21 protein-coding genes and 2 pseudogenes are annotated in these 26,284 nt (G+C 69.9%); 8 read left to right on the top strand and 15 right to left on the bottom strand.

The features are described 5' to 3' along the window. Positions 1-72 precede the first annotated feature (72 nt). A complete protein-coding gene (locus E1161_RS17810) occupies positions 73-2,133 on the top strand; it encodes a TRAP transporter permease (RefSeq protein WP_132624685.1) in 2,061 nt (686 codons plus the stop codon). Beyond that, positions 2,123-3,103, top strand: coding sequence for a TAXI family TRAP transporter solute-binding subunit (locus E1161_RS17805; RefSeq protein WP_132624683.1), 981 nt, complete (start codon positions 2,123-2,125; stop codon positions 3,101-3,103). Before E1161_RS17810 ends, E1161_RS17805 begins: the two co-directional genes overlap by 11 nt. A gap of 46 nt (positions 3,104-3,149) precedes the next feature. Here the strand turns inward: E1161_RS17805 and E1161_RS28145 are convergent, their stop codons facing one another. Together E1161_RS28145 and E1161_RS17795 are read right to left on the bottom strand one after the other, a co-directional pair. Then, a complete protein-coding gene (locus E1161_RS28145) occupies positions 3,150-3,842 on the bottom strand; it encodes an HNH endonuclease family protein (RefSeq protein ID WP_235875113.1) in 693 nt (230 codons plus the stop codon). A gap of 45 nt (positions 3,843-3,887) precedes the next feature. Beyond that, a complete protein-coding gene (locus E1161_RS17795) occupies positions 3,888-5,105 on the bottom strand; it encodes an MFS transporter (RefSeq protein ID WP_132624681.1) in 1,218 nt (405 codons plus the stop codon). Between the two features lie 220 nt (positions 5,106-5,325). Between E1161_RS17795 and E1161_RS17790 the strand changes: the two genes are divergently transcribed. From E1161_RS17790 to E1161_RS17770, 5 genes and pseudogenes are all read left to right on the top strand, one after another. Next, positions 5,326-6,915: a long-chain-fatty-acid--CoA ligase gene (locus E1161_RS17790; RefSeq protein ID WP_235875112.1), complete on the top strand. Its 1,590-nt coding sequence runs from the start codon at positions 5,326-5,328 to the stop codon at positions 6,913-6,915. Continuing rightward, positions 6,912-7,688 carry an SDR family NAD(P)-dependent oxidoreductase gene (locus E1161_RS17785; RefSeq protein ID WP_235875111.1) on the top strand — a complete coding sequence of 259 codons (777 nt, stop codon included), beginning with the start codon at positions 6,912-6,914 and terminating at the stop codon, positions 7,686-7,688. The genes E1161_RS17790 and E1161_RS17785 overlap by 4 nt, the downstream gene beginning before the upstream one ends. 119 nt (positions 7,689-7,807) lie before the next feature. Beyond that, positions 7,808-8,806, top strand: a pseudogene (locus tag E1161_RS17780) (NAD(P)H-dependent flavin oxidoreductase); the annotation flags it as partial. Between the two features lie 14 nt (positions 8,807-8,820). Continuing rightward, positions 8,821-9,363: a PadR family transcriptional regulator gene (locus tag E1161_RS17775; protein ID WP_132624679.1), complete on the top strand. Its 543-nt coding sequence runs from the start codon at positions 8,821-8,823 to the stop codon at positions 9,361-9,363. Then, complete coding sequence (locus tag E1161_RS17770) at positions 9,360-9,776, top strand: nuclear transport factor 2 family protein (protein WP_132624677.1); 417 nt, start codon at positions 9,360-9,362, stop codon at positions 9,774-9,776. Before E1161_RS17775 ends, E1161_RS17770 begins: the two co-directional genes overlap by 4 nt. Positions 9,777-9,824: 48 nt before the next feature. On the opposite strand, the gene E1161_RS17765 is transcribed toward E1161_RS17770, so the two are convergent. The 13 genes and pseudogenes from E1161_RS17765 to E1161_RS17705 form a co-directional block, all read right to left on the bottom strand. Continuing rightward, a complete protein-coding gene (locus E1161_RS17765; protein WP_132624675.1) occupies positions 9,825-10,613 on the bottom strand; it encodes an endonuclease I family protein in 789 nt (262 codons plus the stop codon). A 134-nt stretch (positions 10,614-10,747) separates the two neighbouring features. Continuing rightward, on the bottom strand, positions 10,748-11,872 hold the full coding sequence (locus tag E1161_RS17760) for an MFS transporter (protein WP_132624673.1): 1,125 nt from the start codon (positions 11,870-11,872) through the stop codon (positions 10,748-10,750). A 202-nt stretch (positions 11,873-12,074) separates the two neighbouring features. Further along, positions 12,075-12,857 carry a DeoR/GlpR family DNA-binding transcription regulator gene (locus E1161_RS17755; protein WP_235875110.1) on the bottom strand — a complete coding sequence of 261 codons (783 nt, stop codon included), beginning with the start codon at positions 12,855-12,857 and terminating at the stop codon, positions 12,075-12,077. Positions 12,858-12,880: 23 nt separating this feature from the next. Then, positions 12,881-13,873 (bottom strand): 4-hydroxythreonine-4-phosphate dehydrogenase PdxA, encoded by a 993-nt coding sequence (gene pdxA, locus E1161_RS17750; protein ID WP_235875109.1) that lies wholly within the window; start codon positions 13,871-13,873, stop codon positions 12,881-12,883. Next, positions 13,870-15,066: a four-carbon acid sugar kinase family protein gene (locus E1161_RS17745; RefSeq protein WP_165939845.1), complete on the bottom strand. Its 1,197-nt coding sequence runs from the start codon at positions 15,064-15,066 to the stop codon at positions 13,870-13,872. The genes pdxA and E1161_RS17745 overlap by 4 nt, the downstream gene beginning before the upstream one ends. 152 nt (positions 15,067-15,218) lie before the next feature. Continuing rightward, positions 15,219-18,269 (bottom strand): annotated as a pseudogene (locus E1161_RS17740) (HAMP domain-containing protein); the annotation flags it as partial. Between the two features lie 104 nt (positions 18,270-18,373). Continuing rightward, a complete protein-coding gene (locus tag E1161_RS17735; RefSeq protein ID WP_132624665.1) occupies positions 18,374-19,030 on the bottom strand; it encodes a response regulator in 657 nt (218 codons plus the stop codon). Position 19,031: 1 nt separating this feature from the next. Continuing rightward, entirely contained in the window at positions 19,032-19,451 is a 420-nt protein-coding gene (locus tag E1161_RS17730; protein ID WP_132624663.1) for a CBS domain-containing protein, read from the bottom strand. A 132-nt stretch (positions 19,452-19,583) separates the two neighbouring features. Further along, on the bottom strand, positions 19,584-19,823 hold the full coding sequence (locus E1161_RS17725; protein WP_235875108.1) for a hypothetical protein: 240 nt from the start codon (positions 19,821-19,823) through the stop codon (positions 19,584-19,586). A gap of 91 nt (positions 19,824-19,914) precedes the next feature. Beyond that, complete coding sequence (locus E1161_RS17720) at positions 19,915-22,143, bottom strand: heavy metal translocating P-type ATPase (protein ID WP_132624659.1); 2,229 nt, start codon at positions 22,141-22,143, stop codon at positions 19,915-19,917. 28 nt (positions 22,144-22,171) lie between these two features. After that, positions 22,172-22,372 carry a heavy-metal-associated domain-containing protein gene (locus tag E1161_RS17715; RefSeq protein WP_132624657.1) on the bottom strand — a complete coding sequence of 67 codons (201 nt, stop codon included), beginning with the start codon at positions 22,370-22,372 and terminating at the stop codon, positions 22,172-22,174. Between the two features lie 775 nt (positions 22,373-23,147). After that, on the bottom strand, positions 23,148-23,900 hold the full coding sequence (locus E1161_RS17710) for a lipoate--protein ligase family protein (protein ID WP_132624655.1): 753 nt from the start codon (positions 23,898-23,900) through the stop codon (positions 23,148-23,150). Positions 23,901-23,980: 80 nt separating this feature from the next. After that, positions 23,981-24,499, bottom strand: a complete 519-nt coding sequence (locus E1161_RS17705) for a VOC family protein (RefSeq protein WP_132624653.1) — start codon at positions 24,497-24,499, stop codon at positions 23,981-23,983. Between the two features lie 123 nt (positions 24,500-24,622). Here E1161_RS17705 and ligD point away from each other — a divergent pair, with 123 nt between their 5' ends. After that, a complete protein-coding gene (gene ligD / locus E1161_RS17700; protein ID WP_132624651.1) occupies positions 24,623-26,185 on the top strand; it encodes a non-homologous end-joining DNA ligase in 1,563 nt (520 codons plus the stop codon). Positions 26,186-26,284: the final 99 nt, after the last annotated feature.

The following is a 26,284-nucleotide window of genomic DNA, read 5'->3' as shown; positions in this document are numbered from 1 at the left end:
CGCGCATCCTGTTGCCCTGGGAAGTGACCTCGGTTACATCCCGCCGGAGGAAACGGGCCGAAAGGGCGAAGCATGAGCCGGGCGACGCGGCCTGATCGCGAGGAAATCCCCGAAGACACCACCGATCCCGGCGAGATCGCCGCGACCCACGACGAGGAGAAACCGGCCCGCCGGCTCTCCCGCAGACCGGAACTTCTGGTCTACGTGGCGGCCCTAGCGGTCGCGCTGCTGGTGCTCCGGCAGGTGTTCTTCCCGCTGACCAAGGGCAACCAGTTCTACCTGGTCATCTTCCTCGGATGCACGCTGCCGCTGGTGTTCCTGTCCTACCGCCCCGGCGGCAGGCGCGGTTCCGGCGGACGCGACGATCCCGGCTGGTACGACTGGGTCCTGTCCGCGCTGGCACTGCTGGTCGGCTTCTACCCGGTGCTGCCGTTCAGCTCGGGCGGTTTCGACGCGTTCCTCGACCGGCAGGGCAACCTGTCCGGTCTGGACATCCTCGCGGGATCGCTGCTGCTCCTCCTGGTGCTGGAGGCGACCCGGCGCACCACCGGCTGGATCCTCCCGGTGATCTGCGTTGCCTTCGTCGGTTTCGCCTACTACGGCGGTTTCCTCCCGCAGCACTGGGGGATCGCGCACGCCGGAGTGGACTTCAGCCAAATCGTCAACGCGCTCTACAACGACGCCAGCGGCTTCTACGGCACTCCCCTCGACGTCGCCGCCAGCTACATCGTGCTGTTCACCCTCTACGGTGCGGTGCTGTCGGCATCCGGCGCCGGGCAGTTCTTCGTGGACTTCTCCTTCGCGGCGTTCAAGCGTTCGCGCACCGCTCCCGGCCGCACCGCGGTGCTGTCGGGTTTCCTGCTCGGCACCGTGTCCGGTTCGGGCACGGCGACCGCGGTGAGCCTGGGATCGATCACCTGGCCGATCCTGCGCCGCGCCGGGTACCCGCAGGAGAACGCCGGTGGTCTGCTCGCGGCCTCAGGGATCGGGGCGATCCTGTCGCCTCCGACGCTGGGCGCGGCGGCGTTCATCATCGCCGAGTACCTGCAGACCTCCTACCTGACGGTGCTGATCTGGGCGTGCGTGCCCACGCTGCTGTACTACCTCGGCATCGTGTTCTCGGTGGAGGCCGACGCGCGCCGCTTCGGCGCCGAGGCAGTGGACACCGGGCACGGCAGCGCGTGGCGGATCCTGCTGCGCGGCGGGTACCACTTCCTGTCGCTGGTGATCATCGTGGTGTTCCTGGCGATGAACATCCCGCCGTTCGCCGCCGTCGTCTACGCCACCGGGGTCGCGGCGCTGTTCGCCCTGGTCTCGAAACTGGTGAGCGCCACCGGCGGTCCCGGTCGGGCGGTGCTGGACTGGGCGCGGACGATGGTCGACGCGCTGTCGCTCGGGGTGCGCGGGGCGCTGCCGGTGGTGGCGGTGTGCGCGGCCGCCGGCATCATCACCTCGACGATCACCAAGACCGGCCTCGGCCAGGAGCTCGCCGACGCGCTGGTGCAGGCGGCCAACGCGATCTCGTCCGACCCGACGGTGGTCCTGGTGCTCACGGTGGTGTTCTCGGCGCTGGCCGTCGGCGTGCTGGGCCTGGCGGTGCCGGTGACGGCGTCGTTCATCATCGCCTGGGTGGTCATCGGCCCGGCGCTCGGCGACCTCGGGGTGGCCGACGCCGAGCGGGCGATGTTCATCTTCTACTACGCGGTGCTGTCCGAGGTCACGCCACCGACGGCGCTGGCGGCGGTGGCCGCCGCCGCGATCACCGGCGGCCGGGTGATCAGCACGATGATGCAGGCCTGGAAGTACACGCTGCCGGCGTTCCTGGTGCCGATCGCGTTCGTCCTCACCGACAACGGCGCGGCGCTGCTGCTGCAGGCCGATGCGGTGACCGTGCTCTGGGTGCTGGCGGTGTCGGTCGTGGCGGTGGGCGCGTTAAGCGTGGTCACCGGCGGCTGGTTGTTCGGCCCGGTGCCCGCCCTGGTGCGGGTGCTGTTCGCGCCGGGCGCGCTGTGCCTTCTCTACCTCGAACCCCCGGTGGTCGCCGCGGGGCTCGGCTTCTGCGTGCTGGGCCTGCTCGCCCAGCTGGTGTTGCGCCGCAAGGCGAAGTTCAAGGAGGAGCTCGATGCGGATTGAGGCATTGCTGGCGACCGCGGCCGCGGCGGCGCTGGTGCTCACCGGCTGCGGCGGCAAGCAGGTCCAGGAAGCACCCGCCGGGCAGGCGGCGTCCTGCGAGGCCGGTGACGGCCGGCTGACCATCGCCACCGGCAACACCGGCGGCGTGTACTACGTGCTCGGCGGTGGCCTGGCGCAGGTGATCAGTCAGAACACCAAGCTGCGCGCCACGGCCGCCGAAACCGGTGCCTCGGTGCAGAACATCCAGCAACTGGTGGCCGGGGACTACGACATCGCCTTCACCCTGGCCGACACCGCAGCCGACGCGGTGGCGGGCAAGGGCGCCTTCGACGGCCAGCAGCAGTCGATCCAGGCGCTGAGCAGGATCTACCCGAACTCCACGCACGTCGTGGTCAAGGCGGATTCGGGCATCAACAGCGTCGCGGACATGCGCGGGAAGCGGATCTCGACGGGGTCGCCGAAGTCGGGCACCGAGGTGATCGCGAACCGCTTGCTGGAGTCCGCGGGCCTGAACCCGGACGCCGACGTCCAGGCGCAGCGGCTGGCGCTGGGCAAGTCGGTGGACGGGATGAAGTCGGGCACGATCGACGGGCTGTTCTGGTCGGGCGGTCTGCCAACGCCGGAGATCACCGATCTGACCACGACGCTGGGCGGTGCGGTGAAGTTCATCGACATCACGCCCCTGCTGCCGGAGCTGAACAAGATCAGCCCGGTCTACGAGCAAGGCACCATCCCGGCGGCGACCTACGGCCTGCCGGCGGACGTGCCCACGGTCGAGGTGCCGAACCTGCTGGTGGTGCGGGACGACTTCGCGCCCAACAACGCCTGCGCGGTGACCAAGCTGCTGTTCGACCGGAAGGCGGACCTGGAAGCCGTGCACCCCTCCGCGAAGCAGATCAACCGCGACCAGGCGACCGCGAGCGACCCGGTGCCGCTGCACCCGGGCGCGAAGCAGGCCCTGGGCGGCTGAGCGCAGCGGGTGGGGGGAGATCAGCTCAACCCCCCACCCGCGCGACTCACTTGCAGGTGGCGAGCATCTCCGTCAGCGCCTTCTTCTCGGCGTCGGTGACGGTGAGGCCGTAGCTCTTCTTCACCGTGATCCAGTCCGTGGCGTAGACGCACCACTGGCCCCGGGCGGTGGGCTTCCAGGTCGAGGGGTCTTGGTCGCCCTTGCTGCGGTTGGAGCTGGAATCCACCGCGACCAGCTGCGGCAGGCTCATGTCGTTGGCGAACTGCTGGCGCTTGGCGTCGTCCCACTCGTTGGCACCGCTGCGCCAGGCGTTGGCCAGCGGAACCATGTGGTCGATGTCCACGCCCCTGGCTTGCGCGACCTTCTCCCCGGTGTAGAGGCTCGTCCACGAACCCGAGGTGACCTCGCAAGCCGCATTGGCCTTGACGCTCTCGCCGTCGCGTGCCAGCACCGCTTCGCGCGTGTTGCAGTTCTTCCCGGCGTCCGGTTGCGGGATCCAGTGCTTGAACCTCTCCCGCGAGTACCCGGTCATCGAGCCGGCCGGAGCGACCGTGAGCTCCGCGAGCTGGTCGCTCGCGGGACCGGTCGCCGCGCTGACCTTCGGATCGAGCAGCCCGGACTCGAAGACGAGCCACATCGCGCCCAGCAGCACCGCTGCCGCGACCGACATCCAGACAGGTTTCTCGTTGGCCGACACCGGACTTCCCTTCTCGGCGAGGTGTTCGAATGATTCGATCATCAGGCTGTCCAGCGATCACTCCACCACCTGGGTCATGTGTCCCAGCTAACGATCACCCTCCAGGCCCAGCGCGGGCTGCCGCGGCACGTAGCGCGGCGTGTACCGCAGCAGCAGGCCCGAGCCGAGCAATCCCAGGACTCCCATGCCGGCACCGGCGAACCCGACGCCGGCCAGCGCGGTGAGCCCGGAGATGACCAGCGGTCCGACGGCCTGGCCGAAGTCGCCGGTCAAGCGCCAGGCGCCGAGGAACGGGGCCGGCGCGGGGTGCGGGGCGAGGTCGGCGCCGAGGGTCATCAGGATGCCGCTGCTGGTGCCGTTGGCCAGTGCGAGCAGGACCGCCACCGCCGCGAAGGTGGGCACGTCGATGACCACGAACAGCAGCGTGTGCCCGATGGCCAGACCGGTCATCGACGGCACCGCCGCCCACAGGCGTCCCCAGCGGTCCATGATCTGCCCGGAGGAGTAGGACAGCGCGAAGTCGACACCGCCCGCGATGCCGATGACCAGGACCGTGGTCGACGGCGGTAGTCCCGCCGCGACGGCGACCAGCGGCAGCACCACGTTGCGGGAGGCTCGCAGTCCGCCGAGCAGCGCGGCGCAGGAACCCATCCGCAGCAGCACGCCGCGGTGTCGGACCATGGTGGGCAGCAGGCCGTGGTGGGCTTCGCGCCTGCCGGGGTCGTCGGCGGGGGTGAGATCGCCGGTGAACAGCAGGAGCACGAGCGTGGCGACGGCGAAGCCGACGTGGATGAGGAACACCGACCGCTTCTCGGGGCTGATCGCCAGCACCAGCGAGGTCACGAAGGGGCCGATGAAGTAGCCGGCGCGGAACAGCCCGCCGAGCACGCTCAGCGCCCGGGCCCGGTAGCGCAGCGGGACGCTGGTGGTGATGAACGCGTGCCTGGCCAGCGCGAACACCGCGGTGGCCAGCCCGACGAGGAAGACGCTGGCGCCGAGCAGCCACGGGTTGGTGGAGGAGTAGCAGCCGAGCAGTCCGGCGATCGACACCAGCGAAGCGAGGATCATCGCGGGGCGTTCGCCGAGCCGGTGCACGAGAGCGCCGCTGGGCAGGTCCCCGATGAGCTCACCGACCATGATCATGGCCGCGATCAGGCCGAGCGCGGCGAGTCCGGCGCCCTGGTCGGCGGCGACCAGCGGGAGCACCGGCAGGATCGCGCCCTCGCCGGTGGCGAAGAGCAGGGTGGGGCCGAATGCCGCGAGGGCAACGGTTCTCAGCTCGAAGGGCTTCTCCCTCTCGGTCACGCTTCGTTGACACCTCGCCGCGACATTGGCTCGACCACTTGCTCCGCGATCAGCCTCGCACGCCGGAGAGCAGGCCTGGAACAGGAGGAGCTGCCGAAACCCCTTCGCACGGCGTGAAGTTCATTACGCCGGTGTGGACAAAACGTCCAGCCATCGCCTTGACCACTTCCAGCCGCGCCCGCACGATGAGTTGGCCCATCCCCTCAACGGCGAGGTGACGATGTCCGCACATCCCGGCCAGGGCATGACGCTCAGCGACCAGCTCGCGCGCCACGCCCGCAAGATCCCCGACGAGATCGCGCTGCGGCACGGCGAGATCTCCCGCAGCTACGCCGAGTTCGACGAGCGGGTCACGCGGCTGGCCAACGCCCTGCACGACCGCGGGCTGGGCGCGGGCGACCGGTTCGCGGTCGCGACGCTCAACCACCTGGAGAGCATCGAGGCGTTCGTGGCCGGTTCGCGCATCGGGGCGATCTGCGTGCCGGTCAACTTCCGGCTGGTGGCCGACGAGATCGCCTACGCCCTCACCGACAGCGGCGCGAGCGCGGTGATCACCGACTCGTTCCTCTCCGAGACCGTGGCCGAGGCCCGCCAGCGAGTTCCGGAGGCGCGGTTCGCGCTGGTCATCGGCGACGGCGACGCCGGTGCGGAGTCGGTGGACTTCGAGCAGGCGTTGGCCGCGGCCTCGCCCGAGCACGACGAGCTCGACGTGGACCTGCACTCCCCCGCCTTCATCATGTACACCTCCGGCACGACCGGACGTCCCAAGGGCGCGGTGCTGTCCCACTACAACCTGCTGATGCACACCTGCAGCCTGCTCATCCACAACGGGGTTTCCGAGGACGACAGGGTGTACCTGGTCGGTGTGCCGCTGTTCCACATCGCCGGGGTGTCGGGCCTGATGGGGCCGCTGCTGCGCGGTGGCCGGATCGTGCTGTCGTCCTCCGGTCGGTTCGACCCCCGCGAGACGGTGGAGATGCTGGCGCGGGAGCGGATCTCAGGCTGCTTCTTCGTGCCCGCCCAGTGGCAGGCGATCTGCTCGCTGCCCGACATCGCCGAGTACGACCTCTCAGCGCTGCGGCGGATCAGCTGGGGGGCGGCACCGGCGTCGACGACGCTGCTGCGGCAGATCATGGCGACGTTCCCGCAGGCGGAGCTGAGCACCGTGTTCGGGCAGACCGAGTGCAGCCCGGTGACGACGGCGCTGCGGGCCGAGGACGCGCTGCGCAAGATCGGTTCGGTGGGAACGCCGCTGCTCAACGTCGAGGTGCGCATCGTCGACGACGAGATGAACGACGTCTCACCCGGCGAGGTCGGCGAGATCGTCTACAAGGGACCGACGGTGATGAGCGGCTACTGGAACAAGCCGGAGGAGACCGCGGAGGCCTTCCGCGGTGGCTGGTTCCACTCCGGTGACCTGGTGCGCCAGGACGCCGACGGCTACATCTACGTGGTGGACCGCAAGAAGGACATGATCATCTCCGGTGGCGAGAACATCTACTGCGCCGAGGTCGAGGAAGCGCTCTCGGGACACCCCAAGGTCGGTGAGGTGGCGCTGATCGGTGTCCCGGACCCGCGATGGGGCGAGTCCCCGCTGGCGGTGATCGCTCCGCGCGATCCCGCCGATCCGCCGACCGACGAGGACATCGAGAGCTGGTGCCGCGCGCGCTTGGCGGGTTACAAGCGGCCCAAGCAGATCCGCGTGGTCGAGCAGCTGCCACGCAACCCCAGCGGCAAGGTCCTCAAGACGACGCTGCGCAGCCAGTACCGCGAGCAGTCCCACACCCCGCAGGGAGGCGGCACCCCGTGAGCGAGAAGCCCAACCCGTTCGACCTGACCGGGCACGTTTCGCTGGTCACCGGCGGCAACTCCGGAATCGGCCTGGCGATGGCCGACGCGCTGGCGGCGGCCGGGGCTTCGGTGTGCGTCTGGGGCACCAACGCCGAGCGCAACGAGGCCGCGGTGCGTGAGCTCGAAGGGCACGGTGGGAAGGTGCTCGCCGTGCGGTGCGACGTCGGCGACGAGGAGCAGGTCGCGCAGGCGATGGCGCGGACGGTGGAGACCTTCGGGCGGCTGGACTCCTGCTTCGCCAACGCCGGGATCGGCGGGGTGGGCAGTCGTTTCGTCGACACCGAGCTCAGCGAGTTCCGGCGGGTCACGCGGGTGGACCTGGACGGGGCGTTCCTGACGTTGCGGGCGGCGGCGCGGCAGATGCTGGCGCAGGGCGAGGGCGGCAGCCTGGTGGGAACCTCCAGCCTGGCTGCCCGGCAGGGCCAGCCGCGCGGGCAGGCCTACGCGGCGAGCAAGGGCGCTCTGGTGTCGATGATCAAGTCGATCGCGATCGAGCTGGCCCGCCACGGCATTCGCGCGAACGCGGTGCTGCCGGGTTGGGTGAGCACCCCGCTGGCCGATCCGATGCTCGACTCGGACGCCTTCCACCGCAAGGTGCTACCGAGGGTTCCGGCCGGCCGCTGGGGCGAGCCGGGCGACTTCGGTTCGCTGGCGGTGTACCTGGCCAGCCCTGCCAGCGCGTACCACACCGCCGACGAGCTCACCGTCGACGGCGGTTACGTGAACTTCTAGCCCGCGGAGGGTCGCACCGTCCGGCGAGCGACCTCCGCCGAGTTCGCTCGATCGCGCCTATGCAACCCGTTGCATTGCAACTCGGTGCATAGTACCGTCGAGCTTCGCCGAAGTGTTCTGACTTCAGAAGGGCAGTGAGCATCGTGCTGCGGACCAGGTTCACCGAGGAGTTCGGCGTCGAGCACCCCATCGTGCAAGGCGGCATGCAATGGGTCGGCCGCGCCGAGCTCGTGGCGGCGGTCGCCAACGCCGGCGCCCTGGGCATGATCACCGCGCTGACCCAGCCCTCGCCGGAAGATCTGGTCAAGGAGATCGCGCGCTGCCGCGACCTCACCGACAAGCCCTTCGGCGTCAACCTGACTATTCTGCCGGCGATCACGCCGCCGCCCTACGCGGAGTACCGGCAGGCGATCATCGAATCCGGCGTCACGGTCGTGGAGACCGCCGGGTCAAACCCGGCCGAGCAGGTCGCGGCGTTCAAGCCCGCCGGGGTGAAGGTGCTGCACAAGTGCACGAGCGTGCGACACGCGCTCAAGGCCCAGCAGCTGGGCGTGGACGGCGTGAGCATCGATGGCTTCGAGTGCGCCGGACACCCGGGCGAGGACGACATCCCAGGTCTGGTGCTCATCCCCCGGGCCGCCGACGTGCTCACCATCCCGATCATCGCCTCCGGCGGCATCGCCGACGCCCGCGGCCTGGTCGCCGCGCTGACGCTCGGCGCCGACGGGGTGAACATGGGCACCCGCTTCATGTGCACCCAGGAGTCGCCGATCCACGACGACGTCAAGAAGCGCATCACCGAGGCGGGCGAGCGCGACACCGAGCTGATCTTCCGCCCGTTGCGCAACACCGCGCGGGTGGCCAGCAACTCGGTCAGCCGCGCGGTCGTCGCCAAGCTCGACGACGGCGGCGCTTTCGAGGACGTCCGCGAGCTGGTCGCCGGTGCCCGGGGCCGTCAGGTCTACGAGCAGGGCGACACCGAACTGGGCATCTGGAGCGTCGGTATGGTCCAGGGACTGATCAACGACGTTCCAACCGTCGGGGATCTGGTCGCCCGCATCGTGACCGAGGCGGGCGAGCTCATCCACGACCGGCTCGGGAAGCTCGTCGCCGGCTGAGAGGGAGGCTGCCGTTGTCTCTGGAGTACGCGATCCTGGTGTCGCTGCGGGAGCGCGCGGGCTCGGGCTACGAGCTGGCGCGGCGGTTCGACAAGTCGATCGGGTACTTCTGGGCGGCGAGTCACCAGCAGATCTACCGCAGTCTCAAGCGCATGGTCGAGCTCGGCTGGGTCGACTGCGACGAGGTCGCCCAGCAGAAGCGACCGGACAAGAAGGTCTACCGGGTCAGCGAGACCGGCGCCGACGAGCTCGCGCGCTGGATCGCCGAACCTGCTTCCACGCGCAACGACCTGACGGTCAAGCTGCGCGGCGCGTCGTTCGGCGACGTCGCGCGGGTGCGGGAGGAGATGGCGCGGCAGCGCGACCAGCACGCCGCGCGGATCGCGATCTACCGCGAGATCGAGCGGCGCGACTTCCCCGACATCGCGAAGCTGTCCGGCCAGGCCTTGCACCAGCACTTGGTGCTCAGCGGCGGGATTCGCACCGAGCAGGCGCTGCTGGAGTGGTGCGAGGAGACGATCCGAGCACTCGACGACGACCAGGATCGAGGGACATGAACGCCGCAGAACGCTTTCGCGCAGCCGTCGAAGCGGGCGACTTCGACGCAGCGGTCGAGGAGTTCACCGACGACATCCGCTTATTCAGCCCGGTGAAGTTCACGCCGTTCGAGGGCATCGACACCGTGCGCGCGCTCTTCCGGGTGCTGCAGCGGACTTTCGAGGACTTCCGCTACGTCGGCGACTTCCCCGGCGAGGGGCAGGGGCCTGACGGCGAGAACACCCGGGCCCACGTCCTGCACTTTCGCACGGTCGTCGAAGGCAAGCAGGTCGAGGGCATCGACCTCATCCACCTCGACGCGCACGACCGGATCACCACCTTCACGGTGATGATCCGGCCCCTGTCCTCACTCCAGGCCGTCAGCGAAGCCATCCACCGAGGCCTCGTCCAAGACGGAGTCCTCCCGAGCTGACCTCGAAACAACGAGTGGCGCGAGCCGATCACCGAGAATGGAAGGGAATCACCAGATCTCTTCGACCCATTCCGGGTGGTCCACGAACGGGTTCCTGTTGTGCTGGATGTCGGTGAAGATGACCTCGTTGCGGCGCTGCTCGAAGGCGTCCGGCGGGTCCTGCTCGTTCCACTGCTTGAGGACCGAGAGCTTGCCGATGTTGGGGGCGCTGCCGTTGCCGACCTGGTCGTTGACCTCGAGGTCGGCGAAGCCGTCGGTGCCCTCGTAGCGCACGGACATGTAGAAGATCATCCGGGCGACGTCGCCCTTCACGGCGTCGCGGGGCTCCCACGAGTCGTCGTCGGTGAAGTTGCCGGGGGCTTCGGCGGACTCGGAGCCGCCCATGTCGAAGTCCTTGCTGCCTCGGTCGGAGTTGACGGTGACGTCGGTGGGCCGCAGGTGGTGGACGTCGGTGCCCGGTCCGGGCACGGTGTCGAAGTCACCGTGGGACTTGGCCCAGACGTGCTCGCGGTTCCACTGGTCGGCGTCGCCGCCGTTGGTGTCCTCGGGCTGCGAGCGGCCGGTGTAGAGCAGGACGACGTTGCTGGTGTTGGTGGGGTCCTCGTCGGTGACCTTGAGGGCTTCCCACACGTCGTCGTAGTTCAGGGTGGTGACGCCGTTGCTGATGATGCCGTGCAGCGCGGCTTCCAGCTCGGGCCCGGTCTTGCCGATGGCGTCCTGGTAGTAGTCCTCGGCGGCGGGCTGGGCGGGCGAGGCCACTGCGACGGCGGCGGTGGGCACGGCCACCAGAACCGCTCCGCACAACAGCGTTAAGGGCTTCCAGCGGGTGATCTCCATGTCTCCCTCTCCCCGTGGTCGAGTCGCGGGAAGCGTGACACAGAAACGATCACCATTGGGTGACACAAATCTGGTGACGAGATGGCGTGGAGTGGACGCTCCGATGCCCGAAACCCGCAGCGAGCTGCGATGAGTCAGTCAGCGGCGCGGGGCGTCCGCGGCCACCAAGTGGAAACAACGGGAATCATCAGTGCCAGCAGCAGACCCGCGACGCCGAATCCCAGCGCTGGGTCGCGGTAGTACAGCCCGGTGAACACCGCGGGTGCGGCCGACATCCCGAGGAAGCGCCATGCGGTGACCACCGAGATGGCTCCGCCACCGCCGCTCCCGCCGAGCACGGTGGAGTGCACGGCGACCAGGATCAGCTGTCCGCACACCCCGGCTGCTGCCCAGGCCAGCACGACCACGGGCAGCGAGTCGACCAGGCCGATCGCGGCGACGGCGATCGCGGCGGCCAGGATCCCGGTGATCAGCATGGCTCGCACGCCGAAGCGGTCGACGGCGCTGCCGGTCAGCCGGGCACCGAGCACGCCGGCGATGCCGTAGGCGGTCAGCGCCAGGCCGCGTGCGCCAGGGCTGAGGGTGAAGGCGTCGTCGAGTCGGAAGGAGACCAGGAACGGCAGTCCGGCCGAGCACATCCAGGCGACGCCTGCGATTCCGCCGCTGAGCATCACCACGGGCGTCCAGGCGTCGCGCAGCGCCGAAGGGGCGCGCGTGGCCGCGGGCTCGGAGTCGGGTGGCAGCGGGCTCACGGCGAGCAGTGCGGCGACGACGGCGACGCCGACGAAGGCGAGCTGCCATGCGCTCTCCGCGGCGAGCCCGCCGACCAGCGGTGCGGTGGTCTGGCCGATGGCCTGCATCGCGCCGTAGGTGCCCATCGCCCGGCCGAGCCGTTCCTGGGGTGCCCCAGCGGCGATCTTGGAGAGCAGCAGCGGTGTGGTGAAGGCGTTGGCCACGCCCTGCAGCGCGCGGGTGAGCTGGAACAACCAGAACCACGGTGCGATGGCCCCCAGCGCCGCGACCACGGCGTATCCGATGTAGGCGACCCGGATGGTGCGGCTGCTCCCCCACCTCTCGCCGAGGTTGCCGGACACGAGCATGACCAGGGCGAAGGGCAACAGGTAGGAGGTGGTGGTGGTCGCGGCCACGCTCGGTGTCACGGCGAAGTCGGCGCTGAGCTCCGGCAGCATCGCGGCGACGATGCCGGCGCCGAAGGGTCCGAGGAGCCCTCCGATGTACAGCGCGACCCGCGGGTTCACCGCGCCACCTCCACACCGCGACGATCGTTAGCCGCGCGAACGGTAGCACCGGGAACGCGACCGCGAAGTCCACTGTGGCCGAGAGCCCGGGCAGCGAGCAGTTCTGGTCCCACCGACCGGGCATGACAAACATCGATCATGGTCGGTTCGGACCGGAACCGCCCCTGCGCACCACCGTCGCGACGTCGTGAATCCCGGGAGGTCAGACGGTGATGATGGTGACCCCGCTGAGGCAGCGGAACGGAGCCAGGTCGGTCTCGTCCGCGTTGGTGTCGGTGACCAGCGTCCACGTCGCCGGGAGCGGCGCCCAGGCGTTGAAGGGCTTGGCACCGAGCTTGCTGCTGTCGGCGAGGATGAAGACCTCGCGGGACTGGGCGATCATCTGCTCCTTGAGGCGGGTCTGCAGCAGACTCGCCTCGCAGATGCCATGACGGGAATCGAGGCCGTCGGCCCCCAGGAACGCCTTGTCGGCGGTCACCCGGGACAACGTCAGCTCCGCCAGCGGGCCGACGAAGCCCTGGCTGATGTGCCGCAGCTCGCCGGCCAGCGACACCACCTGCACCGGGTCGGCGTCGACCAGCTCGGTCAGCGCCATCACGCTGTTGGTGATCACCGTCAGGCCTGCGCGATCGCGCAGCCGGCACGCCAGCTTCCCGGTCGTGGTGCCTGCGTCGAGGATCAGCGTGTCACCGATGGAGACCTGGTCGGCCGCCCACGCGGCGATGCGGCCCTTCTCCGCCGAGGCCAGCGCCGTGCGCTGCCCCAACGAGGGTTCCGCGCTGGTCGCCGGCATGGCACCGCCGTAGGTGCGGGCGAGCTTGCCCTGGTCGGTCAGCAGTTGCAGGTCGCGCCGGATCGTCGAAGGCGTGACCGCCAGCGACGCGGCCAGCTCCTCGACCTGGACCGCGCCCTGCTCGGTCACCAGCCGCTCTATCAACGCCCGCCGCTGCCCTGCCGAGAGGCGTCCTTCGACTTCCGCGCTCACGCCGCGATCCTCCCAGAAGCGGATCATGGTGTTCCGGCCAGTGCCGCTGCTTGGCGCAGCGCCTCCAGCATGCTCCCCGCTTCGGCCGTGCCGGTGCCCGCGATGTCGAAGGCCGTCCCGTGGTCCACCGAGGTCCGGATGACCGGGAGCCCCACGGTGATGTTCACCCCTGCTTCCAGGCCGAGGATCTTCACCGGCCCGTGCCCCTGGTCGTGGTACATCGCCACGACCAGGTCGAAATCACCTCGTCCGGCGCGGAAGAACACCGTGTCGGCCGGGAGCGGGCCCTGCGCGTGGATGCCGTCGGCGCGGCAGGCGGCGAGCGCCGGCTCGATCTTGACTTCCTCCTCGCCGTGCCCGAACAGGCCGTTCTCCCCCGCGTGCGGGTTGATGCCGCACACCGCGATGCGGGGCGCGGCGACACCGGAGTCCACCAGCGTGCGGTGCCCGCGCCGCACGGTGCGCTCGACCAGTCCGGGCTCGATCCGCTCGATGGCGTCGATGAGTCCGATGTGCGTGGTCACGTGGATGACCCGCACCGTCCCGGTGGACAGCATCATCGACACCTCCGGCACGCCGCACAGCTCGGCGAGCAGCTCGGTGTGCCCGGGGTAGCGGTGCCCGGCGGAATGCAGCGCGGCCTTGTTGAGCGGCGCGGTGCAGATCGCCTGCACCTGTCCTGCCATCGCCAGCTCGGCGGCCTTGGCGACGTAGCGGTAGGCGCCTTCACCGGCCACCGCGGAGAGCTCCCCGAAGGGGAGGTCCGGCGGGATGCCACCGAGGTCGAGCACCTCGACGGTGTCCGGGTCCTCGGTGGCCTCGGCGGGTCCGGAGACCGGTTTGACGCGCACGTCGATCCCGCAGATCTCGGCGGCCCTGGTCAACCGGGCGGCGTCGCCGATCACCACCGGGCGGGCGAGGCCCCGCAGCTCGGGTTCGGCGAGCGCGCGCACGACCACTTCGGGTCCGACTCCGGCGGCGTCGCCCATGGTGACGGCGATGGCAGGCAAGGTCACGCGACGGCCCTTCCGCAGCGCACCGCGGACACGGCGCGGTGCAGGGTGTCCGGCGCGCCGAACGCGCCGGCCTTGGTGATGACGTAGCCGGGTTCCTCCTCGATGGTCCGACCCAGCACCACGCCCGGTTCCAACTCGTTGAGCAGCCGCAACCCGCTGACCCCGCGTCTGCCGAGGACGGCGCGGGCGGTTTCGCCGCCGGTGAGCACCAGCAATCCTGCCCGTTCGGTCGCCGGTGCGCAGACCTCCGCGAGCGCGGCGGTGAGCTCTCGCGCCAGGCCTGCTTCCACCGGTCCGTCCACGGTGACCAGCACGTCACCGGTGCACAGCGCGTCGTTGAGCTGTTCGCCGATGCGCGCGAGCACGGCGGGCTCGGCGTCGACGAGAGCGCGCGCCGACAGGCGCCGGGTGTGGCCGAATCGTTCGGCGAGGTAGTCGGCCTGCTGACGGGAGACGCGGTGGACGCTGCCGACGACGGCCAGCACGGGTCCCTCGACCGGGGGCGGCGGTTCGATGTCGTATCCCGGGCGCAGCAGCTCGGCCAGCGCGTCGGCCAGGCCGGCTGCGCCCACCCAGTGCGGCGGGGTGGCCGCGGCAGAGCCCGCGGTGGCCACCGCGCGCAGGTCGCTCTCCGACACGGCGTCGCAGATGACCAGTTCGGCTTCGGTGAGCAGTTCCGCGACCCGCTCGCGCAGCCGCGCCGGTTTTCCGCGCACCGAAGCCAGTGCGACGTGGCGGACCTTCAGCCCGTCCAGGGCGGAAGCGATGTCGACCGGCGGATCGCCGGGTTCGGCGCTCCAGGAATCGGTGTGGTGCAGTGGGATCCCGTTGATGTGCACGACTCCGCCGAGCACGGTGCGACCGGTGGCCGGCGAGGCCGGGCACAGCAGCACCCCCGCTCCGTCGGCGTGCTCGACGATAGCACCGACTTCGGCGGCCACGTTGCCGCGGAGCGTGGAGTCGATCTTCTTGAATACGACGCGGCCTTGCGCGTGCCCGTCCAGTGCCTCGTGCACGCGCTTGGCGGCGAGATCGGGTTCGATGTGCCTGCTGTCGGTGTCGGCCACGAACACCTCGGCGTCACCGGTGTCGTCCAACGCCAGCAGAGTGCGCATTTCGCGCAGCGCGAAGGGGACTCCGGAATCACCGGCACCGCTGAGGTCGTCGGCCACGACCAGGACTCGCGATCCCATGATCACCTGCTCTTCTGCTCGCCGAAACACCCAACGAGCACCCCCCGTCGGGCTTGGTCCAACCATAGAGATCGCTGCGCGAAGCACGCAATAGTCTTATCCAGCGAGTGCGCAGTGCGCAACGTCGTGCGCGATTGTCGCGGGGCCGCCTGCTATTCGGCTTCCGTGACCATTCCCGCTGGTAGGTGTTCTGAGAGCAGCTCCAGGAGCCGGTCGGCGTCGACCGGCTTGGTCAGGTACTCCGTGGCGCCTGCCGCGATGCTCTGCTCGCGGTCGCCCTTCATCGCCTTGGCGGTCACGGCGATGATGGTCAGGTCGCGGTAGCGGGGCATCTCGCGGATCATGCGGATGGCCTCGTTGCCGTCCAGCTGCGGCATCATCACATCCATCAGCACGATGACGATGTCGTTGTGCGTGCGCAGTTCCCGGAGCGCCCCCAGCGCGTTGTCGGCGTTGACGACCAGCAGCCCGTGCTGTTCCAGCAGCACCCGCATGGCGTGCACGCTGCGCTCGTCGTCGTCGACGACCAGCACCTTCTCCGAGTTGAACTGCAGCGCCCCGCGCTGTCCGGGCTCGACGGCGCCGTACGCGTGCGGCCGCGTCTCCCGGTTGAGCAGCTCGCTGGAGCGCAGCGGCGGATCGATGCCTTCGGCGGAGACGTCCAGGGTGCTCGCGGCGTCGGTCGGCACCCGCGGCAGCGGCGGCTTCTCATCCGCGGGCGCTTCCTCGGCAGACGTCTCGACCGCGGGCGCTTCCACCGCAGACGTCTCGACCGCCGCGGGCTCCACCGGTTGTGGCGGGTTGTCGACGGTGGGTTCGCTCGGCAGGAAGAGGCTGAAGGTGCTGCCCTCACCGGGTTCGCTGCGCACCTGCAGCTCACCGCCGAGCAGCGTGGTCAGCTCCCGGCTGATCGACAGTCCCAGGCCCGTGCCGCCGTACTTGCGCACCGTGGTGCCGTCGACCTGCTGGAACGCTTCGAAGATCAGCGACAGCTTGTCGGCGGGGATGCCGATCCCGGTGTCGAGCACCGAGAACACGATGCGCTGCCGGGCCCGGCGCAGCGCCCCGCTGTTGACCTCGGTTGGCTGAGCCAGTCGGATTCGCAGTTCGACGCTGCCGCGGTCGGTGAACTTCACCGCGTTGGCCAGCAGGTTGCGCACGATCTGCTCCAGCCGGCTGCGATCGGTGTGCACGCTCGACGGCAACGCCGGTGCGACGACGACCCGGAACTCCAGGCCCTTCTCAGCGGCGACCGGCCGGTACATCGACTCCAGGCTGCGCGCCAGCTCGCCGAGCACGACGTCCTCGGGCAGCAGGTTCATCTGGCCGGCTTCCACCTTGGACAGGTCGAGCACGTCGTTGATCAGCTGCAGCAGGTCCGATCCGGCCTGGTGCACGGTCTTGGCCAGGTCCACCTGCTGCGGGGTGAGGTTGCCGTCCATGTTGTCTGCGAGCAGCTTGGCCAGGATCAGCACGCTGTTGAGCGGGGTCCGCAGCTCGTGGGACATGTTGGCCAGGAACTCGGACTTGTAGGCCGATGCCTGCGAGAGCTGGTGGGCGCGTTCTTCGATCTCCTGGCGGGCCTGCTCGATCTCGATGTTCTTGAGCTCGATGTCCTTGTTCCGGCTGGCCAGCAGTGCGGCCTTGTCCTCCAGCTCGATGTTGGAGCGCTGCAGCTCGTCCTGCTGGTTCTGCAACTGCTCGGAACGGGCCTGCAACTCGCTGGCCAGGTGCTGGGACTCGCCGAGCAGCGCTTCGGTGCGCGTGTTGACCACGATGGTGTTGACCTCGACGCCGATGGACTCCTTGAGCCGGTCCAGCAGGTCCAGGTGCACCGAGCTGAACCGGTGGATCCCGGCGAGCTCGATGACGCCGAGCACCGCGCCCTCGAACAGCACCGGCACGATGGCCACGCTGGTCGGCGCGGATTCGCCCAGCCCCGAGGTGATCCAGATGTGGTCCGGCGGCGCGTCCTCCACCAGGATCGACCTGCGGTCCACGGCCGCCTGCCCCACCAGGGATTCCCCGAAGTCGAACCGCAGCGGCGGTCCCTCCCGCGCCGGCGGCCTGCCGTAGCCCGCGGTGTGCTCCAGGTAGCGGCGGCCGTCCTCGGCGGTGCGGGTCAGGAAGAACGCGCCGTAGTGGGCCGACACCAGCGGCGCGAGCTCGGACATGATCAGCTGCGCGAGCGCGTCGAGATCGTGCTGGCCCTGCATCAGCGCGGAGATCCTGGCCAGGTTCGTCTTGAGCCAGTCCTGCTCTTGGTTGGCGCGGGTCGTCTCCTTGAGGTTGCTGATCATCGCGTTGATGTTGTCCTTGAGCTCAGCGACCTCACCCGAGGCGTCCACGGTGATCTGCCTGGTCAGATCCCCCTCGGTGACCGCGGTGGCGACCTGGGCGATGGCGCGGACCTGGGTGGTCAGGTTCCCGGCGAGGCGGTTGACGCTCTCGGTCAGCCGCCGCCACGTGCCCGAGACGTCGGCGACCTCCGCCTGGCCGCCGAGCTTTCCCTCGGTGCCAACCTCGCGAGCCACCCGCGTGACCTCGGCCGCGAACGCCGAGAGCTGATCGACCATCGTGTTGATCGTCGTCTTGAGCTCGAGGATCTCGCCGCGCGCGTTGACGTCGATCTTCTTCGACAGATCACCCCGCGCGACGGCCGTGGTCACCTGGGCGATCCCGCGAACCTGGTTGGTCAGGTTGTCGGCCATGATGTTGACGTTGTCGGTGAGGTCCTTCCAGATCCCCGCCACGCCGTACACCCGCGCCTGGCCGCCGAGCTTGCCCTCGGTACCGACCTCGCGAGCCACCCGCGTGACCTCGGCCGCGAACGCCGAGAGCTGATCGACCATCGTGTTGATCGTGTTCTTCAACTGCAGGATCTCGCCCTGGGCGTCGACGTCGATCTTCTGCGTCAGGTCACCCGCCGCCACCGCCGTGGCGACTTGGGCGATGTCGCGCACCTGGCTGGTGAGGTTGTCGGCCATGAAGTTCACCGAGTCCGCCGACAGCGCCCACCCTCCCTCGACTTCCCCGTCGAGGGTGACCGGGGCGACCGGCAGCTGGCCGCGCGCCACCGACTCCCCCACCCGCTGCAACTCACCGGCCAGCCGTTGGTTGCGCTCGGCCACCTCGTTGTAGATCGCGGCCGCTTCCGCCGCCGCACCGTCTCCGGTGACCACCAGGCGGCGGCGGAAGTTGCCGTCGCGCAGCTCCCGCAGAGCGGGCAGCAATCGGGCCAGCACCTCTTCGGCGTCATCGCGGTCCGGCGGTTGTGACATCGCCAGCCTCCTCCCGCTCCGGCGCCTCAGTGCTTGTTGCGGGAATCGCGGTCCAGCCGCAGCTCGGTGGCCAGCACTGCGGCCTCGCTGCGGTGCCGCATCGCCAGCTTCGCCAGCATCTGCGACACGTAGTTCTTGATGGTCTTCTCGGCCAGCACCATCCGCTCGGCGATCTCGCGGTTGGTCATGCCCTCGCCGATGAGCTCCAGCACCTGCCGCTCGCGGGCGGTGAGCTCCCGCAGCGGATCGGCCTTCTCCTGCTCCTTGCGCAGCCAGTTGAGCATGGCCTCGGTCCGCTGCGGGCTCAGCAGCGACTTGCCCGCGCCGACCGTGCGCAGCGCGCTGACCAGCTCTTGGCTGACCACGCCCTTGAGCACGAAACCGCTGGCGCCGGCCATGATCGCGTCCATCAGGGCCTCGTGATCGTCGAAGGAGGTCAGGATCAGGCAGCGCAGCTCAGGGATCTGGGAGCGCAGCTCGCGGCACAGCTCGACGCCGTTGCCGTCGGGCAGGCGCACGTCGAGCACCGCCACCTGGGGGTTGCGCTTCGGCACCCAGGCCAGCGCCTCGGCCACGCTGCCCGCCTCTCCCACCAGCTCCAGGTCTTGCTCGGCATCGACCAGCGCGGCGATGCCGCGCCTGATCACGTCGTGGTCATCGACCACGAACACCCGTGTCGTCATCTCACTTCCCGGCGCAAATGGTCTCCACGAAGTGGGCGAGCTGGTCGTCGCCGATGTGCTGGGCGAGGTCGGCCTGACTGATCATGCCGACCAACCGGTGGTCGGATATCACCGGGATCCGGCGGATCTTGTGCTCTTCCATCAGCGTCAGCACCTGGTCGACCTCCGATCGCGCATCGATCCAGTGTGGCGCTCCCTGCGCCAACTCGCCCGCTTTGACCTGTGCTGGGTCTCGGCCCTCCGCACAGCAGCGCAGCACGATGTCGCGGTCGGTGATGATGCCGTGCAGCCGGTCGTCCTGCCCGCAGATCGGCAGCGACCCGACGTCGAGATCACGCATCATCTGCGCGGCCTTGAAGAGGGTCTCGTCCTCGCCGATGCACTGCGCACCGGGGTGCATGATGTCGCGTGCCGTGGTCATGATCCGGCCTCCTCTTCGTTGTGGGGTCGCTCCCGCCCTACCCGAGGCCCCTGTGACCGAAACCCGCGTGATCGGATGCAGAAACCGCATCGGCGCCGAGCCCGCGGCAGACCCGACGCCTGCGGGTCGAGCTCAGTACTCGTGCATCAGGCGGTCGAACGCGGAGTTGGCCGCCGACCACTCATGCGTGAGCACCTCCGCGGGAACCTCCGAACGCGGCTCGGCGTCCACGGTGACGACGAAGCCCCGGTCGGCTCGTCGGCGGCGCAGCTGCACCATCCGGCCGCCGGCCGACCTGCCGATGCGCTCGCCCTGGTCGTTGGACTCGATCTGCCCTGGTTGCAGGATTGCTGCTGTGCTGAGTTCCGCCATGCCCCCCATTGCACCCCACCCGGTCAAGCTCAGCACGCGCGAACGCCCACCCGATCAAGGACCGGGTGGGCGTTGTGGCGACGAGCGCCGGTCACCGCGCCGTGGTGCGGAAGCGACGCAGGCGCAGGCTGTTGCCGACGACGAACAGGGAGCTGAACGCCATCGCCGCGCCGGCGATCATCGGGTTGAGCAGCCCGGCCGCCGCCAGCGGCAGGGCCGCCACGTTGTAGGCCAGCGCCCAGAACATGTTGCCCCGGATGGTCTTCAGCGTGCGCCGCGACAGCCGGATCGCGTCCACCGCGGCGCGCAGGTCACCGCGCACCAGCGTCAGGTCACCGGCCTCGATGGCGATGTCGGTGCCGGTTCCCATCGACAGGCCGAGGTCGGCCTGGGCCAAGGCCGCGGCGTCGTTGACGCCGTCACCGACCATCGCCACCGCCTTGCCCTCGCCCTGCAGGCGCTTGACGACCTCGACCTTGTCGGCGGGCATGACCTCGGCGATGACCTCGTCGATGCCGACCTGCGCGGCGACCGCAGCGGCCGCCGCCGCGTTGTCACCGGTGAGCAGGACCGGGGTCAGGCCGAGCTCGCGGAGTTGCGAGATCGCCTGCTGCGACGTCGGTTTCACCGTGTCGGCCACGACCAGCACGGCGCGCACCGCGCCGTCCCAGGCCGCCACGATCGCGGTCTTGCCCTCCGACTCGGCCGCGGACTTGGACTCGGCGAGCGGTCCGTCGAGGTGCAGGCCCCACTGCTCCAGCAGCGCCGCGCGACCGGCCAGCACCGCACGCCCCTCGACGACGCCCTGGACGCCGAGCCCTTCCAGGTTGGCGAACTCCACGACCACCGGGAGTTCACCGACCTCCTGGAGCGCGCCGGTGGTGATGGCGCGGGCGATGGGGTGTTCGGAGGCGTTCTCCACGGCTCCGGCCACGCGCAGCGCCTCGTCGCGGGCGGTGCCCTCGGCGGTGTGCACGTCGAGCAGCCGCATCCGCCCGGTGGTCACGGTTCCGGTCTTGTCCAGCACGACCGCGTCGATCCGCCGGGTGGACTCCAGGACCTGCGGGCCCTTGATGAGCACCCCCAGCTGCGCGCCGCGACCGGTTCCGACCAGCAGCGCGGTCGGCGTGGCCAAACCCATCGCGCACGGGCAGGCGATGATCAGCACCGCCACCGCCGCGGTGAACGCCGCGGTCACCGGTTGCCCGGCGACCAGCCAGCCCAGCAGGGTCAGCAGCGCCAAGCCGATCACGATCGGCACGAACACCGCCGAGACGCGGTCGGCGAGCCGCTGGATCTGCGCCTTGCCCGTCTGGGCCTCCTCGACCATCCGCGCCATCTGCGCCAGCTGCGTGTCGGACCCGATCTGGGTGGCGCGCACGACCAGCCGACCACCGGCGTTGACGGTGGCACCCACGACCGCGTCCCCCGGGCCGACCTCGATCGGAACGGATTCACCGGTGAGCATCGAGGCGTCGACGGCCGAACCGCCCTCCTCCACCACACCATCGGTGGCGATCTTCTCGCCGGGGCGGACCACGAAGCGATCGCCGACGGCCAGCTGCCCCGTCGGGACCCGGACCTCTTCGCCACCGCGCAGCACCGCCACGTCCTTGGCGCCCAGTTCCAGCAGCGCCCGCAGCGCGGCTCCGGCACGACGCTTGGCCCGCGCCTCGAAGTAGCGCCCGGCCAGCACGAACGTGGTGACCGCGGCGGCGACCTCCAGGTAGATCGAGCTCGTGGCATCGCCGCGTTCGATGGTCAGCGCGAACGGGTGGGTCATGCCGGGCATGCCCGCGTGCCCGAACAGCAGCGCGTAGAGCGACCAGAGGAACGCCGCGAGCGTGCCCATCGACACCAGGGTGTCCATGGTCGCCGCGCCGTGCCGCAGGTTCAGCCACGCCGCGCGGTGCAGCGGCCAGCCGCCCCAGACCACGACCGGCGCGGCCAGCACCAGCGAGATCCACTGCCAGAAGGTGAACTGCAGGGCCGGCACCATCGCCAGCACCACGACCGGCACCGACAGTGCCAGCGAACCGAGCAGCCGCTGCCGCAGCGCATCGGCCGGTTCGTCCTGCTCGGGTTCGGTGGTGGGCAGCGCGGCACCGTAACCGGCCGCTTCGACGACCTCGACCAACCGCTGCGGGTCCAGGCCGTCAGGCGCGGTGACCTGTGCCTTCTCGGTGGCGTAGTTGACGCTGGCGGCGACGCCGGCGAGCTTGTTGAGCTTGCGCTCGATCCGGTTGGCGCACGAGGCGCAGGTCATGCCGGTGATCGCCAGCTCGACGGTCCGGCCTGCGGAGTGCTCTACCGTGGTCATGCCAGTTCCCTTCGCGCCGTCCGGTCCGTCATGAGGCCAGCTCGTAGCCGGCCTCTTCGACCGCGGCGCGCACGGCGGTCTCCTCCGCGCTGCCGACGACCGTGACCGCGCCGCTGGGCAGGTCGATCTTCACGTCGGTCACACCGTCGATGGCACCGACCTCCTCGGTCACCGAAGCCACGCAGTGCTGGCAGGTCATCCCGGTCACGTGGTAGGTCGTCTCGCTCATCGGTCCATCCCTCTCGGTTCGCGGATCGCACGCCGACGCGTCGCGCCGACACCACCAACTTATACCCCCGGGGGGTACCTCTTCAAGCGAGGTCCGATGTCAATTCAGAATACCCCAGAGGGGTAGTGCCACCTGCGGTGAAGCCGGGAGTCGGTAACGCCCGGCCCACCGGCGGAATCAGGCGGTGACGATCTTTTCGCCTCCACCCGGACGGGGACCGGAGCCAGCGGGCGGTCAGCCGGGCCCTTCTCCACCGACCCCGACAGGGGTCGAAGACCGAACCGCGGGAAGGACGCTCCAGCTCTGCGCCTTCGGCTTGACCGGGCGTGCGTGCAGGCGAAGGCCACCACCGCGGAGTCGTTTCGGCCTGCCACTATGACCTGCCTGTCCTCCGGCGCCTGCACCGGGACCGCACCCCGCCGGAGGCACGAGCGGTCCCGGCGGCGCGAGCGGCTGGTCGGGCGGCTGCGGCGCCGGGCTCGGCACCGCAGGCCGACAGGACGGACACCCGGCGAGGGCGCCACCGGCGGCGAGAACGCTACGGCGGGAGCGTTCGCCATCAGTCATGCGCTCGAACACGAGAGTCCGGCGAGTTCGGTTCCACACCCTTCTCGAACCGAACGCCCGGACGCCGCGTGTTCACTCTCGACACAGAACTTCCGGCAGCTGCAGGAGCGCGGCGATGGTCGGTTGTGCACTGCGAGCCTCGGCGCCCTGCCCCCGGTGGACTAGCGTTCGAGCAGCACTCGGACGCTGGAGACCCGTGCGATGCCCGTCACGCGGTGACGCGGTGGTCCTCGGCCAATGCCTTGGCGCGGGTCAGCAACTCCTCCGGCAGCGCCGCCGGATCGAGCCCGAAGCACTGGTCGTAGGCGGCGATGACGGAGTCCTCGAAGCCGTTCAGCGAACGGCCGGGGACCTCATCGGCGATGGAGCCGACCGAGTCGTCGTCGAAGGGCAGGTCCAGGGCGCGGTAGACCTCGGTGAGCAGTGGCCGCAGCACGTCCGCGTCGTCGAGGATCGCCACCGCGCTGAACAACCACGCGCCGCGCACCATCCGCTGCGCCGTGCCGACGAGCTTCACCTGCCCACGGGCGTTGACGCTGTGCGCGCCGGGGCAGTACTCCCCCGGCACCGCCCCGACCTGCGCGTCGATGCCGTGCTGGGCGAGGACCCCGGACCACAGCTCGGCGTAGCCGACGAACCGCTCCTCCAAGCCCGCCAGTCGCCCCGGATCGGGCCCGGTGTGGTCGACGACCAGGGAGTTCTCGGTGTAGGCGACGGCCCGGCCCCCAGGCGCCCGCAGCACCGGCGTGAACCCGGCGTCGCGCGCGGCGGCGACGGCGTCCGGGAATCCCGGCAGCAGGCTGTCCCGGCGGCCGAAGGCCACCACCCGCGCCTCGGGCCGGTAGATCCGGAGCGCCGCTCCGGTCTCCCCCGCGCTGATCCGCCGCAGCATCGCGTGCGCCGTGGCCACCTCCAGCGCTTGATCCCCGCCCACGCCCAACGCCCCGCGCAACAACTCCACGGCGACAGTCTACGCAGCGCACGACTCCGCGATCTCAGCGGAAACCGGGCCGGCCGACATCCGCTCGACGCGGTGGACGATCAGTCCAGCAGCGGGGTTCCGTTGAACACCGCGAGCTCCTCGCGGTAGAACTCCAGGCCGATCCCGTTGGGATCGCGGATGTAGAGGCTGTCGTCGATGCCCCGGTCCGGGCCGACGTAGCTGACGCCGGCCTCGTCGAGCCGCTCGCGGGCAGCGGCGAAGTTCTCGGCGTCGGTGGACAGCGCGATGTGCTGCACCGCGCCGATCGTCTCCTCGAACGGCTGGTGGTCGTGGCCGGGGAAGTCGAAGAACCCCAGCAGGTTGCGGTTGCCGACGTCGAAGAAGAAGTGGCTGGAACCCGCGTAGTCGCGGTTCTCCACCAGCTCGACCAGCGGGAAGCCCAGCAACTCCTGGTAGAAGCGGATGGTCTCCTCGACGTCCTTGCAGATCAGCGCGACGTGGTGGAAGCCCTTGACGGTCGGCGCCGGACGCTTCCCGCTCGGCATCAGGTACTGGTCGCGAAGCTCGTCGCGGCGGGCTCGGATGGCCTCCAGCTCGGCCCCTTGCGGCTGCGGCATGGTCAAACTCCTTTCGGTTTCAACCAATATTAGGCCACGCCGGCGACCCGGTGATCAGCCGAACTCCGGCGAGCCGCTCGTCACGACGCGCTGACCTGCGCTCGCACGTGTCAGGCTGAACCCGTGAACGAAGGCCGACTGGCGACCTACCGTCGGATGCGCGACTTCGAGCGCACCACCGAGCCCCGCGGCGACGGCACCACCGGGACAGGCGACCGGTTCGTCGTGCAGCGCCACAGAGCTCGCCGCAGGCACTACGACCTGCGGCTGGAGTTCGACGGCGCGCTCCTGAGCTGGGCGGTGCCCAAGGGGCCGACGCTGGACCCGTCGGTGCGCCGGATGGCCGTGCAGGTCGAGGACCACCCGCTCGAGTACGCCGACTTCGAGGGCACCATCCCGGCGGGTGAGTACGGCGGCGGCGACGTGGTCGTCTGGGACCGCGGCACCTGGACGCCAGGAGAGGACGACACGGCCGCCGCGCTCGAAGCAGGCACCCTGCACTTCGAGCTGCACGGCGAGAAGCTGCGCGGGCGGTTCGTGCTGGTCCGGCGCGGCGAGAAGCAGTGGCTGCTGCTGCACAAGCGCGACGAGCACGCCGAGGACGGCTGGGATCCCGAGCAGCACCCGAGGTCGGTCAAGAGCGGCCGCACCAACGAGGAGGTCGCCGCCGACCCCGAGGCGATGTGGCGCGCGGACCTGCCCGCCGATCAGGCCGAGGTCCGGCTCCGCCCGAGCTGGGAACCGCCGAGCGATTCCGAGCTCTCCGAGCTGGAGGGGCTCAAGTCCAAGGGGACCTGGGACCTGCAGGGCCACCGGATCTCGCTGACCAACCTGGACAAGGTCCTCTTCCCGGGCCGCGACGACGAGGAGCCGATCACCAAGCGCGAGCTGATCGCCTACCACGCGCGGATCGCACCGGTGATGCTGCCGTACCTGGCCGGACGGGCGCTCAACAGCCACCGGTTCCCCAACGGCGTGGACTCCCCCGGCTTCTGGCACAAGCAGGCGCCGAGCCACGCCCCGGAGTGGCTGTCGACATGGGAGTACCCGGGTGCCGACGCCGACGACGTGCAGCGCTACATCGTCCCGGACAGCCCTGCCGCGCTCGCGTGGCTGGCCAACTACGCGGCACTGGAACTGCACCCGTGGACATCGCCGACCAGCGACGTGGAACATCCGAGTTGGGCGCTGTTCGACATCGATCCCGGCGAGCAGACGAGCTTCGACGAGGTGCTGACGCTGGCCAGGCTGCACCGGGCGGCGATGGATCACCTGGGCGTCGTCGCGAAGCCGAAGGTGACCGGCCAGCGCGGCATCCAGATCTGGGTTCCGATCGAGCCGCGCTACAGCTACGCCGAAACCCGGGCGTGGGTGGAGAAGGTCTCACGCGCCGTCGGCAACACCGTCCCCGAACTCGTCAGCTGGGCGTGGACGAAGACCGAGCGGCGCGGCCTGGCGCGGCTGGACTACACGCAGAACGTCCTCAACAAGACGCTGGTCGCCCCCTACAGCGCCCGCCCCCGGCCCGGCGCCCCGGTCTCGGTCCCGCTGGAATGGGATGAGCTCGACGACCCCGATCTCACCCCGGACCGCTGGACCATCCGCACGGTCCTCGACCGCGTCGCCACCACCGGCGACCCCTTCGCCGACCTCCTCAACCACTCACAGCGCCTCCCTCCTGTCTGACGTCGCCTCGCGGCGGTTCCTGCCTGCAAGGGCACATCCTGCACCCGTGTCCGGGACGTTCACTTCAGTCCACACTGAACCCATCGCTACAACAAAAAC

Origin of the sequence: Saccharopolyspora aridisoli (genome assembly GCF_004348445.1) — a bacterium.
Taxonomy (GTDB): Bacteria; Actinomycetota; Actinomycetes; order Mycobacteriales; family Pseudonocardiaceae; genus Saccharopolyspora; species Saccharopolyspora aridisoli.
The sequence above is the reverse complement of the archived record's forward strand: the minus strand, read 5'-3'. Positions and strand labels throughout refer to the sequence as shown.

Excerpts from the sequence above, each read along its gene's own strand:
- E1161_RS17810 (WP_132624685.1), top strand. The coding sequence starts at position 73 with ATGAGCCGGGCGACGCGGCCTGATCGCGAGGAAATCCCCGAAGACACC.
- E1161_RS17805 (WP_132624683.1), top strand. The coding sequence starts at position 2,123 with ATGCGGATTGAGGCATTGCTGGCGACCGCGGCCGCGGCGGCGCTGGTG.
- E1161_RS28145 (WP_235875113.1), bottom strand. The coding sequence starts at position 3,842 with ATGATCGAATCATTCGAACACCTCGCCGAGAAGGGAAGTCCGGTGTCG.
- E1161_RS17790 (WP_235875112.1), top strand. The coding sequence starts at position 5,326 with ATGTCCGCACATCCCGGCCAGGGCATGACGCTCAGCGACCAGCTCGCG.
- E1161_RS17770 (WP_132624677.1), top strand. The coding sequence starts at position 9,360 with ATGAACGCCGCAGAACGCTTTCGCGCAGCCGTCGAAGCGGGCGACTTC.
- E1161_RS17765 (WP_132624675.1), bottom strand. The coding sequence starts at position 10,613 with ATGGAGATCACCCGCTGGAAGCCCTTAACGCTGTTGTGCGGAGCGGTT.
- E1161_RS17745 (WP_165939845.1), bottom strand. The coding sequence starts at position 15,066 with ATGGGATCGCGAGTCCTGGTCGTGGCCGACGACCTCAGCGGTGCCGGT.
- E1161_RS17735 (WP_132624665.1), bottom strand. The coding sequence starts at position 19,030 with ATGACGACACGGGTGTTCGTGGTCGATGACCACGACGTGATCAGGCGC.
- E1161_RS17730 (WP_132624663.1), bottom strand. The coding sequence starts at position 19,451 with ATGACCACGGCACGCGACATCATGCACCCCGGTGCGCAGTGCATCGGC.
- E1161_RS17725 (WP_235875108.1), bottom strand. The coding sequence starts at position 19,823 with ATGGCGGAACTCAGCACAGCAGCAATCCTGCAACCAGGGCAGATCGAG.
- E1161_RS17720 (WP_132624659.1), bottom strand. The coding sequence starts at position 22,143 with ATGACCACGGTAGAGCACTCCGCAGGCCGGACCGTCGAGCTGGCGATC.
- E1161_RS17715 (WP_132624657.1), bottom strand. The coding sequence starts at position 22,372 with ATGAGCGAGACGACCTACCACGTGACCGGGATGACCTGCCAGCACTGC.
- E1161_RS17705 (WP_132624653.1), bottom strand. The coding sequence starts at position 24,499 with ATGCCGCAGCCGCAAGGGGCCGAGCTGGAGGCCATCCGAGCCCGCCGC.